Raw genomic sequence first — 12,677 nt, 5'->3', positions numbered from 1 at the left:
AGCTGCAAATTTTTACACTTGCAGCTCTACAAACCAACCAAAGTTTAGAAATAAAAACTATTTAAGTGAGAAATTCACTTTAGATTTTATATCTGTTGATGAAGCGCCAATAATCGCTTCAAAATCACCAGGTTCTGCAACCCAGTCATGCTTTTTATCGTCGAAGAAACTTAAAGCCGTTTTATCCACTGTAAACGTTACCGTTTTTTCTTCTCCAGCTTTAAGAGCTACTTTCTCAAAACCTTTTAATTCTTTTATCGGACGAGGCAATGAAGATTTTACATCTGTAATGTACAATTGCACTACTTCAGATCCTTCTCTGCTTCCTGTATTTTTCACATTAACAGAGAATGTAATTTTATCTCCAGCATTAATCTGTTTTTTATCTGCTGTTACTTTTCCGTAAGCAAAAGTCGTGTAGCTTAAACCGTGACCAAAAGAGAATAACGGTTTGATTTTGTTTTTGTCTGCCCAACGGTAACCCACAAAAATTCCTTCATTATATTTTACGTCATCTCCACCCGGAAACTCTCCTAAAGCGTGAGCTCCATTATCAGCTAATTTTACTGGGAAAGTGAAAGATAATTTTCCAGAAGGATTTACATCTCCAACCAAAACATTTGCTAAAGCATTTCCTGCCTCAGTTCCTAAAAACCATCCTTGTACAATTCCTGGAACTTCTTTAACCCACGGCATTGCCACAGCATTTCCAGAAATATTAACGAAAACAATGTTTTTATTTACTTTCGCCAATTCGCTGATTAATTTATCTTGACCATAAGACAAGTTCAATTCTTTACGATCGTGTCCTTCGTCATCTTGATTAGGGCTTTTGTTCAAACCTCCAATAAAAAGAACGATATCTGCATCCTTAGCTACTTTTAAAGCCTCTGCAGTTAATTCTGCAGGAGAACGTTTTTCTTCTAAACTAACTTTAGCTACAACGCCATTATAGTTACTTGTTGGATCTCCAACATAACCTCTTGCATAAACGATTTCAGCTTGGTTACCGATTCTTTTCTTTAAACCTTCAAGCGGTGTGATTTCGTATCTTGCTTTAAGCGAAGAACTTCCTCCACCTACTGTCATCATTTTGATCGCGTTTTCTCCAATTACAGCAATCTTTTTTGTTTTAGAAAGATTGATTGGCAAAATATTATTGTTGTTTTGTAATAAAACGATTCCTTCTTCAGCGATTTTACGGCCAGCTAAAGCGTGTTCTTCTGTTCCAAAAGATCCAAAAGGACGATTTCTGTCCATTGTAGTCAAGAAAGATAAACGTAGAATACGACGCACTTTTTGATCTAATTCTTTTGTTCCAACCTCACCTTTTCTGATCATTTCAGAATATGGTTTTGCTAAGTAATAGTTGTCATAAGCATTGCTTGTTCCCCAAGAAAGACCGTTTGTCCAAGAACCGAATTCCATATCCAAACCATTGTGAATAGCTTGTTTCGTATCATTAACTCCACCCCAGTCTGAAACTACAACTCCTTTGAAACCCCATTCTCCGCGAAGAATATCGTTTAGCAAATATTCGTTGTGGCAGCATTGCTGTCCTTTATACTTGTTGTAAGACCCCATAATAGACCAAACATCACCTTCTTGAACTGCAGCTTTAAAAGCAGGAAGATAAATTTCGTATAACGCACGATCGTCAACAATTACGTTAACCGAGTTACGATTTGTTTCTTGATTGTTTAATGCGAAGTGTTTTACGCAGGCAGCAACTCCATTTGCTTGAACTCCTTTGATATAAGGAACTACCATTTTTGAAGCCAAAAACGGATCTTCTCCCATATACTCAAAGTTACGGCCATTTAATGGGCTTCTGTAAATGTTTACACCAGGCCCTAATAATACGTTTTTGTTACGAAAACGTGCTTCTTCTCCAATAGATTTACCATATAAAGAAGCTAATTCTTTGTTCCAAGTTGATGAAAGTGCTGTAAGTGCAGGAAAAGCAATACAAGAATCGTTTGTCCATCCGGCTTGATCCCATTCGTCCCATTTTACCTCTGTACGAATTCCGTGCGGTCCGTCGGTCATCCAGTTTTCTGGAATTCCAAGACGCTTTACACCTGGAGAACTAAATTTAGACTGCGCATGAATCATGGCAATTTTCTCTTCGGTAGTCATTCGCTTAAGCGCATCTTCTACACGCTCTTCAATCGGTTTTTTATCATCTAGATAAACAGGAACTTTGTTCTGGGCATTGGCTCCCAAAGAACTTAGTAAAAGTAAAACAACAATTGTTTTAACGTTTTTTAACATAACAGTAATTATTAAAGCATTAGTTATAATAGGGAAATCTTCTTAACGAAAATCTTTTTTTATCATATTGTAAAACTAAAACGTTATCGTTCACGTTACATTTTTAGATATAAAAAAGTAGTGAATTAAAAAACTAAAATATTGATTTTAAATTATTTAACAAATTTAAAGTACCAAAAAAAGTAGTAGATTTAAAATAAATATTTATGCTTTCAAAGCCATTGAACCAATTTTCATGACCATTTCTTCGAAATCATTTCGCGAAACTGCAGCCTTATTTCGAGCTCTTGTGCGGTAGTTGTAAATTGTACTTAAAGAATAACGTAAAAATGCTGCTATTTTAACACTGTCTGTAATTCCGAGTCTGATTAAGGCAAAAATTCTAAGCTCTGTATTCAGCAATTCATTTTGTTTGAGGACAATTTGTTCTTCTGGAATTAATAAGGCGTTGAAGTCTTTGACAAATGTGGGATATAAGTTTAAAAAGATAATATCGAAGTTCTTGTACAATTCTTCTAACTCATTGTCAACCAAAGTAGTTGACTTTAAAATTTTATAAATTTCGTCAAATTGTTTAGCTGTAGCTTTTTTGTTTAAGATAATGCGATAATTTTCTAGCTTATTGATGTAAGTCGAACAAAGATTGAAGAAATGCGCAATATATTCTTCTTTAACCAAATTAGATTCAGACAATTGCAGGTTACTTTCCTGAAGCTGGCTGTTGGTTTCTGTAATATCTTTGTTTAATTCTGCCAGTTTCTGACTCGTTTCATAAAGTTCGGTTCTAATTCTCGAAACCTTTTTCATCTGTTTGTACACGTAAATAATCGCAACAAGCAAAAACAGCGAAAGCAGACTAATACAAAGCAGATAAACCTTTAATTCGCTTTTTCTTTGTGCTTCGCGCTCTAAATAAACGGTATTAATAATCGAATATACTTCTGACATGAGCAAAGTTCTAAACTGAACATTGCAATAAAGAGCGTCTTCAATAGCAGATTGCGTGAGTTTGTACGCCATATCGACATCGCCAATTTCATAAAAAACCAAAGCTAATTCTTGAAGCGAAGCATTGTCTTTATTGGCATTTTTAATATCTGATGTAGCCGAAAGCGCGTAGTATTTTTTTCGTAATTCTATCTCATGTGTAGCCTCAGCAATTTTTCCTAATAAATAGGTAATCATCGCATATTGCGGACTTTCTTCTTTTGTTTTTTCTAATAAAGCCAATAATTGCTTTTTAGGCTTATCAAATTTTCTATTGAAAATATCCTGCTGGATTCTGTTAATCTGATACTCTAAAGTACTCGGATTTAAAACACCCAATAACGAATCTCGATACTTGCCAATCTGATTTCTATATTCTACACTGTAACTGTTTGCGGCGTAATGCTCAAAAAACTCGCGATAAGAAACATAGTAATTTGGAAGTAAAGACGGCTCTAAGTTTTTCTTGTTGATGCTTTTTAAAATGGCTTCAGACTCACGGTATTTTCCTGAAGAAGAATAAAGCGTTACGAGTTGTAATTGCGCTAAATTGAAAAGTGCTGCATTCTGAAGTTCTTCAGCAATCTTGAGATTCTTTTTTACATATTGAATAGCCGAATCTGAGTTTAATTTCTGATATTCAAAATATAACGTTTTGTTGTAATTGTACTCCTGCTCTTTCGTAAGATTATCTGATTTGATTTTCTTGAAATTCAGAATTCGTTCTTCTTTAATCTTTACGTAATGCTGTTTATTTTTGATCGCCTCATTTAATTCTTTTAAAATAACATCTGTCCCCTCCGTTGCAGAAAGCGAAAAGTTTATAATAAGAAACAGAAATAAATAATATTTTTTCAAAGCGATTTTAGATAAAAGATTTACAAATATAGCAAAGCGAAAATATAAAATATGAATTATTTAATAGCGGTTAAAATGTACTAAAAATGGGTGTGATTTAAATATCATTTATAAATTATCAAATCACAAAACTGGATCTGCTATAAATAAAATGATTTCGGAATAAAATAAATCCAAACCGAAATCATTTCTTAAAAGTCTCTTTTTTCAACTATAAATGCGCGGCAATAGGCGCAGACAAACAGCTTTCTGGAATATTAAACGCATTTACGAGCGCTACAGCATCTGGACGAATGTCCCAACAAAGCTGATTGACCATTTTGCGGACTGCTTTAGTTTTTACTGCTTCCATATAACCGTCTTCCAAGTACCAAGCCTTATTTTTTTCAATCTGAGAAAGCGCATACAATTGACTCAATTTGGTCAAAATCGCTTTTGATGATTCATCTTCAACCGCTTTAATCCCGATCTGGAATTGCTCTAAAACAATTCGCTCCAAATAAGCCTGAGCCACATCTATCATCTGATGCTGTACGACATTAAAGGCATCATAAGGTTCTAATCCGCCATCGATCAATTTTTTGATACGTCTCGCCGCTGAAGCCAAAATTGTTTTTTCTCTGTGAACAAATGCTTGAAGATGAAATTCTCCATCTAAAAGATGTTCGTCGTCTGTTTTTCGAGTTGCAATTGGGTTTTTCTCTGCAATCGCTGTTTTGGCATTTTCATAAACATAATTGATAATGCCCAATGACCCCATTTCTCCAAATGATTTTCTGAATTCTGCCAGACGATTTTTAGCCACCAATTGCATCAAAACCGTATTATCGCCTTCAAAAGTCGTGTAGATTTCTGTATCGTTTTTAAGCGCATCGATTCGGTTTTCAGACAAATAGCCTTTTCCGCCACACGCTTCTCTGCATTCCTGCAAAATATCTCTCGTACTCCAAGTAGAATACGATTTCATTCCGGCCGCCAAAGCTTCAATTTCTTGCATTTCGGCTTCGGTTCTATTCAAAAATCTATTTGTTAAATATTGTAAAGCAAAATGAACGGCATAGGTTTTAGCCAAATGTGGCAATAATCTGCGCTGATGCATTCTGTAATTTAAAATTGGAACTTCAGAACCGCCTTCTGGGCCAAATTGTCTTCTTTGATCGCTGTAGCGAATGGCAATCGTTAATCCTGATTTCGCTGCTGCTAAAGCCGAACGCGGAATTCCGATTCTACCTCCCACCAAAGTTCCTAACATCGTAAAAAATCGTCTATTATCACTCGGAATCGGACTTTCAAATTCGCCTTTTTCATTCACAGAAGCAAAACGATCTAGCATATTTTCTTTCGGAATCACGACATTATCAAAACTGATTGTTCCGTTGTCTACTCCATTTAATCCCATTTTATGCCCGCAATCGCCAATTGTAATGCCTTGTAAAACATTTCCGTTTGGATCTCGCAACGGAACCACAAATGCATTTACGCCATAATCGTGATCGTCTATAATTAGTTTAGCAAAAACAGTTGCTGCCTGTCCGTGAACTGCTGCGTTCCCAATATATTCTTTCTGTGCATTTTTATTTGGCGTATGAATCGTAAAAGTCTGATTTGCGTGATTGTAAGTTGCTGTAGTTTCCAAACCTTTTACGTTTGATCCGTGGTGGGTTTCGGTCATGGCAAAACAGCCTGGAAGTTTCAGCGAACCAATATCTTTTAAATATTTGGCATAATGTTTTTCAGTTCCTAAAGATTGAACGCTCATTCCCCAAAGTCCAAACTGAACGCCAAATTTAATCACCAAACTTAAATCGTGATAACTCAACGTTTCCATAATGGCAAAATAATCTTCTATATTTCCTCCACCGCCATATTCTTTCGGATAAGCCATGCTTCCCAAATTTTCATCGGCTAAGATTTTACACCATTTGTAAACGGTTTCTCTGAAAACATTGATATCCGTAGAAGTTTCATAAGCAAATTCGGGTCTCGAAATAACTGATTTTACTCTTTCGATAATTGTCGCTTCTTTTCCGTCTAGAATCTGTGTGATTTTCTGAATGTCAAAACTGGCATTGGTTTGCGAATTGGCTGTAAAAGAACCTGCTTTGGTTTTGAAGTTTTGAAGTGCTTCTTCGCCCAAAATCCCTAAATCATTTTCGAGTTTTATAAAATCTTTTTCTATCGGAGTTAAATCTAATTCTCCTGCTGAAAGTGCTTTTGCAATATCAAAAATCGATTTTATAGTTGATGTATCCTGAATACTTTTTTCAATATCTGATTTCCATTGTGTGAGTTCATTTCGCGAAGGCGGATTCGAAATATCGACTTTAGAAAGCAAATATTCTTTGTCTTCTTCTGATAAAACGCTTAGCGAATGAATAAAATCTTTTAAAGTCGAAAATTCTTTCTGCGTCAGCAAATCGTCTGACCACACTAAATAAAATAACGGAGTAAAGGCTTGAAGTTTGGTATTTTTCATATCAATAGGGGTTCGGTTTTAGTTTTTTTTTCCGCCACGAATTCACTAATTTTTATTTATTTACTTTTTCTAAAATAATTCGTGAATTCGTGGCTATTCTTTTTACGCTTTTTTGCATAAAAAAACAGGAATGAAAAATACTCATTCCTGTTTAAACATCCTGTTAAGATTCTGATAATTTTCGATTTTAAACCAATAAAAAATATGAAAACTAAGAATTAAGAACCCTTGGATATTGAGGTCATTTTTTGCTTTATCGCAAAAATATGATGCGAATTAAAAACTAACACTGCGGTAAAAATGATACCGTATGCTGTGATTTGTAGAGGGGTAATATTTTCTTTGAAAACAAAGGCCGCCAATCCAAAAGCGATCATCGGATTTATATTCAGCAACATCCCCACCGTTGACGAATTAATTCCTGAAAGCGCGTACAGGTTTAAGAAAAGCGGCACTATTGTAAATACGATTGCAATCGTTTCGATACAGAAATAAAATTTGAATTCTGTTGGAACCGGTCCTGAATAAGCTGGATAAAAAGGCAATAAAACTAGCGCTGCTAATGTGATATGGAAAGTAAGAACTATAAACTTATCAAACCCTTTATTGGCGCGCTGGCTTACTAAATAAGCAGCATAAGTTAGACCAATTATGATACTGAAAAACATATCCATTATGTCACTATAAGAAAGTAGCAAACAGCCCGAAATGCTTAATCCAACAGAAAGCCATTGTGTTTTGAGCAATTTTTCGTGTAATATAAAATAAGCCAACAATGTTGTCAAGATTGGACAAACAAGATACGCCAATGAAGCCGCTTTTACGCTAACGTGATTGACAACATAAATGAAAGTGAACCAGTTTGCCATCAAAAACGCGCTTCCGCCAATATTAAGCAGAATCGATTTTCTCTTTTCTGCTTTTGGCAAAGCTTTGAAAATCTCAATGGTTTCTTTTATCTGTTTTCTTTTGAATAGAAAAGCAATTAAAAGCATTAAAACAGCACAGCTAAAAACACGGAAAAACAAAATATCTAATGATGGATATTCATGTATTGGCTTTAAAACCAAACTGAAAAGTCCCCACGTAATAAAGGCTGAGATGGCTGCTATGTAATATTTTGTTGTTTTCACAAAATTGTCCTTGAAGTGTTTTGTATTTAAAAAAGCAAATTTCTTAAAAATAAAACAGCAATACAGATACAGTTTTTGTAAATTGCAGCATAACAGTTTTATTTTCTAATGAAAAATTCGAGCTATTTATATCTTCAATTTGCCGATCGAATCGAAAAGCAAATTAAATCGGGCGTTCTAAATGTAGGCGACAAACTACCGTCTATACGCGAAGTGTGCGCAGAAACGGGTTACAGCATGAGTACGGTTAGCAAAGCGTATTACGAAGTTGAAAGCCGTTCGCTTATAGAATCTCGTCCGCAATCGGGCTATTATGTGAGTAATATTTCGGCTAGGATAATTGCCGAACCTTCTGCAAGTAAACCTCGCTTAAGCCTTGAAAATATTGAACGAGAAGATTTAATCGATTTGGTTTACGGCGATATGCGAACGAAAGACGTTACTATGCTTTCGCTTGGTTTTCCGTCTAACGAATTGCTTCCGATTGCGAAACTGAATAAAGGAATGGTTCAGGCCATGCGCCAATTACCGAACAGCGGTACTAGCTACGAAGAAATTGAAGGAAACAGCAATTTGCGAAAAGAAATTGCGCGCTGGTCGTTTACATGGGGCGGCTCTTTGACTGAAGAGGACATTATTACGACTCCAGGCTGTATTTCGGCTATTTCTGACTGTTTGCTAACGCTTACAAAACCAGGAGATACTATTATTACAGAAAGTCCGGTATATTTTGGAATCCTGCAACTGGCAAGATCTTTAGGCTTGTATGTAATGGAACTTCCAACCAATATGACAACTGGAATTGAACTCGACGCGGTTAAAAAAACACTTTCGTCTAATAAAGTAAAAGCTTGTGTTTTGATGTCTAATTTCAGTAATCCGTCGGGAAGTATGCTGCCTAATGAGCACAAAAAAGAGATCGTCCGTTTAATGGATTTTTATAATGTTCCGCTAATTGAAGATGACATTCATGGCGATTTATACTTTGGCACTAGCCGACCAACAAATTGTAAAACCTACGACGAAAGCGGTATTGTTTTGTGCTGCAGTTCGGTTTCCAAAACTTTGGCCCCTGGTTATCGTGTAGGCTGGGTTTCGCCAGGAAAATTCAAAAAAGAAATTTTAAGAACCAAATTGTATCATACCATTTCATCAACCACAATTACACACGAAGTAGTTGGGGATTTCTTGAAAAATGGCCGTTATGAAAATCATTTGAGAAAAATTCGCCAGATCCTGAATCGAAACTGTACCAATTACATCAATACCGTTTTAGAATCTTTTCCTGCAGGAACCAAAGTGAGTCAGCCACAAGGCGGTTTTTTTCTTTGGGTAGAATTGGATAAAAAAATTGATACGGCGGCTTTCTATCATTTGGCTTTACAACATAACATCAGTATTGCTCCGGGAAGGATTTTTTCTTTTCAAAATCAGTTTTCAAACTGTATGCGATTAAGTTTTGGTTTGCCGTGGTCTAATGAATTGAGAACTGCGATTCAGACTTTGGGAATGCTTGCTAAGAAGCAGTTATCGTGATTTGTCATTGCGAGGAACGAAACAATCTCATTTGCTAAATCAAACTTTGCGTATTATTGTTAGCGTGATTGCTTCGTTCCTCGCAATGACATAAAAAAACTGGACAGTGCAACTACTCACTGTCCAGCCAACAATTAAAAGAAGACCAAAATTAATTCCTTACAAGACAAAATAAGCGTCTTTTTCGACTTTCTTAGGTTCGTCGTTTAAGTGAAATTCATTTAGAATATCAAATTCGCTCTGATATTCATTCAGCATTTGTTTGATATTTTTCTCAATCGTGTTTGCAATTGCCGTAACTGGCGTATCGCTTGGCCTGTTCTCGAACGGATCCTGCAAATGAATCGCCATTCTCTCGATCAAAAAGAAAGCTCCTCCAATTGCCGTAATCAACGGAATGGCAAACCAACTTAATACACTTGTTAAACCAAACGGCAATAACAGAATGAACAAACAAAGCGTTAACCTAGTGTACATGCTGTAAGTGGTTGGAAAAATGGTGTTTTTAATTCGTTCACACTTTCCCATTTCGTCACAAAGTCTTGATAAAGTATTGTCAATTTCAACTTGCTGATACATGTTGAATCGTTTATCATTTTTTGCATTTTTCAAATCTCTCGCATGCAACATTAGAATGGCATTAGGAACGTTTTGATGGTTTTTTATATAATTAATTTCCTCTTCACTCATCAAACCTTCGAGTGGTTTTATGGCATCTCTTTTTCGAAGGGATTCTCCTAAACTATAACACCATGCAATCTGTCTTTTTGCAAATTTTTCTTTAAACTCACTCGCTTCAATAGAATAATCTGGATCTTCATAAAACGTTAAAACCTGACGGATCAAAGTTCTCGAATCGTTTACAACTGCTCCCCAAACAATTCGGGCTTCCCACCATCTGTCGTAGGCCTGATTGGATTTAAAAGCTAATAGCAGGGAAATAATAGTTCCGATCATGGTCGGAATCGCTATCGGAATATCTACGGGAAGTGTAACAAAATAATGATGAAATATTTCAAACAGTATGGTATAAGCCAGTACCAGAGCAATTTCTACTTTAATTTTCCCGAGAACGTACTTCATTGGTATTCTTTTCTTTAATAACATATTTTCGGATTTAAATTAATTTTTTTTTAAAGGGGCTAAGGGACTGAGCTTCTAAGCTTCTAAGGCTAAAATTAAAGCTTAGAGCCTCAGAACCTCAGAAGCTCAGAAGCTTAGACTCAAACCATCTCTTCGTACAATGAAAGAACCGGAAGTCCTAATTTTTCATTGACGTTTTCTTTTTTCGACTTTTTGAATTTGATTTTTTCGCCTTTTCTGGTTTCAACCAACATATCGATGTTATGTTTAGAAATGGCTTCTGATAATAATGGAGCGACATTTTCGTAGTTATCTTCAAAACTGGCTGTCTGGCTTACAATTTCGAAAGAGAAATTGGCGCTTAAAAATTCTTGTACGTCTTTTACATGAATGTTCATACTCGAATTTTCTACATAAAGCGCTTTATGGAAAACCTCTTTATTGATTTCTGTACTTAAATGCAGAATCGGACATTTCTGATTTCCTGCCAATTGCACCAGATATTGATGAATTCTCTTGGTTTCTTGTTTATAAGAATGCGTAAGAATGACCAATTTTACAGCAAAAACCTCTATCAATCTTTTAAAAATTGGCGCTGAAAGTCCGTATTGGGTGTGAACTTTTAATTTAATATTTGAAGTGTGGTCAACAATATATCGACAGGTTTCTAGAACTTCTTCCTGACTTTTGGTAAGCCCAGATTTCATTTCTCTTAAAAATCCTGAAGAAGAAAAAGTATCGGGAGCTTCTGAAACTAATACTAAAATAATTTCTGATTCCGTGTTTTTAGACTGATTTACCGCAGATTTAACAGCCGAGATTGTATCATCTTTTAAAGTTGTAGGTATAAGAAAATTTTTCATAAGTATACTCTTTTAGTTTATACTTACAAAACAACTATCCGCAAATTAGACCTTTATTAATCTAAAATTAGAATTTTCTAAAATTAAACATTAGATTTTTTAATGTTGGATTTTTGAAAGGTGATCGTAACGATTGTTCCTTTGTTTTGTTCCGACTGCACTTGAAGTTCACCGTCATGCATTCTAATGATTTTTGAAGCCAGAGGAAGCCCTAAACCATATCCAATATATTTAGCCGCGATTTTACCCCTAAAGAAAGGTTCGTATAAATGCGGAATATCTTCTGGCGGAATTCCGATTCCGATATCGTTAATCGTGATTTTAATCATTTCTTTATTAGCAGAAAGACTTACAAAAACCTCATTGTTATCTGAATATTTTACGCCATTGGTAATAATATTATTGATCGCCAATTCTAAAAGCGGTTTATTGCAAGGAAGCAACAGTAAATTAGAATCTTCTGGAGCAAAATTAAGTCGAATGCTTACTCGGTTATCCGGATAAATCTTATCCAAATCTGATTTTACATCTAATAATAATTCGTCCATTCGGGCAACATCAGACACTTGTTTTTGTCCGTCATAACCCGTTTGCGTTAGTTTCAGAAGGCTTTCTGTTAGATTTCCTAATTTTGACGCCTGACTGTATATATTTTGCAAAGATTCTACATATTCTTCTTTTTCTCTTTCTTTAAGCAGCATAATTTCTGCTTCGGCAATAATGGTGGTTATTGGCGTTTTTAATTCGTGAGAAGCATTATTAATAAAGTTTGCTTGTATTTCGAAAGAAGTTTCCAAACGATCTAACATATTGTTGAAAGTATTCGTCAAATCGGATATTTCATCTGAATTTTTAACTTCGGGCAATCGATTATGAAGATTAGAAGCGCTGATTCTTTTTACTTCTTTTGTAATTCTAGCTACAGGATTTATGACACGTTTGGCTAAAAATCGTCCTAAAAGGAAAGCGAGAATCACAAAACCGATTCCGCCAAAAAGCATAATTTTGACAATATAAACCGTTGTATCTTTTCCTTTACGGTCTCTCGCGCCAACAATGACAATATATTTCTGATTATTTTCTTGGAAAATCTGTCCTAAATAATACTTATTATCTCTTTCGAAAGAGTCTTTTCCTGTTTTTAAAATATTGGTATAAAACGTATTCGGAAGATTGAGGTTTGTGTTATAATCAAAACTATTATGACTATTGATTTTTAGCACATACTCTTCCTCTTCGATCAATTCTTCAAGACCGTTCTTTTTAAGGTTTTTGTAATATTTAATCTTTTCTGGATCTTTTTGAAAATGAATAGAAGACACAATTTTTGCCCTATCATCTAGACGCTTTAAAAAGTGATATCGATTGTTTTCTCTAAACAAGAAGAAAACAATGATGCACAATAGCGATGTACTAAAGGTAGAAAGGGCAACGTAATTAAAAGTAATCTTTTTTCTAATATCCATA

At 35.1% G+C, this 12,677-nt stretch carries 8 protein-coding genes; 1 reads left to right on the top strand and 7 read right to left on the bottom strand.

The features are described from left to right. Positions 1-57: 57 nt before the first annotated feature. The 4 genes from Q9Q97_RS13450 to Q9Q97_RS13435 form a co-directional block, all read right to left on the bottom strand. Positions 58-2,274: a glycoside hydrolase family 3 C-terminal domain-containing protein gene (locus tag Q9Q97_RS13450; protein WP_306157860.1), complete on the bottom strand. Its 2,217-nt coding sequence runs from the start codon at positions 2,272-2,274 to the stop codon at positions 58-60. Between the two features lie 204 nt (positions 2,275-2,478). Further along, on the bottom strand, positions 2,479-4,119 hold the full coding sequence (locus tag Q9Q97_RS13445; protein ID WP_306157858.1) for a DUF6377 domain-containing protein: 1,641 nt from the start codon (positions 4,117-4,119) through the stop codon (positions 2,479-2,481). 211 nt (positions 4,120-4,330) lie between these two features. Next, on the bottom strand, positions 4,331-6,595 hold the full coding sequence (locus Q9Q97_RS13440) for an acyl-CoA dehydrogenase (RefSeq protein ID WP_306157856.1): 2,265 nt from the start codon (positions 6,593-6,595) through the stop codon (positions 4,331-4,333). A gap of 218 nt (positions 6,596-6,813) precedes the next feature. Further along, positions 6,814-7,728: an EamA family transporter gene (locus Q9Q97_RS13435; protein WP_306157854.1), complete on the bottom strand. Its 915-nt coding sequence runs from the start codon at positions 7,726-7,728 to the stop codon at positions 6,814-6,816. Positions 7,729-7,836: 108 nt separating this feature from the next. Between Q9Q97_RS13435 and Q9Q97_RS13430 the strand changes: the two genes are divergently transcribed. After that, entirely contained in the window at positions 7,837-9,264 is a 1,428-nt protein-coding gene (locus Q9Q97_RS13430) for a PLP-dependent aminotransferase family protein (RefSeq protein ID WP_306157852.1), read from the top strand. 159 nt (positions 9,265-9,423) lie between these two features. Here the strand turns inward: Q9Q97_RS13430 and Q9Q97_RS13425 are convergent, their stop codons facing one another. The 3 genes from Q9Q97_RS13425 to Q9Q97_RS13415 all read right to left on the bottom strand — a co-directional run bounded on the left by Q9Q97_RS13425 (position 9,424) and on the right by Q9Q97_RS13415 (position 12,676). Continuing rightward, positions 9,424-10,371 (bottom strand): bestrophin family protein, encoded by a 948-nt coding sequence (locus Q9Q97_RS13425; RefSeq protein ID WP_371878217.1) that lies wholly within the window; start codon positions 10,369-10,371, stop codon positions 9,424-9,426. 116 nt (positions 10,372-10,487) lie between these two features. Further along, positions 10,488-11,210, bottom strand: a complete 723-nt coding sequence (locus Q9Q97_RS13420; protein WP_306157849.1) for a hypothetical protein — start codon at positions 11,208-11,210, stop codon at positions 10,488-10,490. 83 nt (positions 11,211-11,293) lie between these two features. Beyond that, positions 11,294-12,676: a HAMP domain-containing sensor histidine kinase gene (locus Q9Q97_RS13415; RefSeq protein ID WP_306157847.1), complete on the bottom strand. Its 1,383-nt coding sequence runs from the start codon at positions 12,674-12,676 to the stop codon at positions 11,294-11,296. Position 12,677 lies beyond the last annotated feature (1 nt).

The organism is Flavobacterium sp. DG2-3, from assembly GCF_030730925.1.
Lineage (GTDB): Bacteria > Bacteroidota > Bacteroidia > Flavobacteriales > Flavobacteriaceae > Flavobacterium.
Note: the sequence above shows the minus strand (reverse complement) of the source record. Positions and strands in the feature narration are given on the sequence as shown.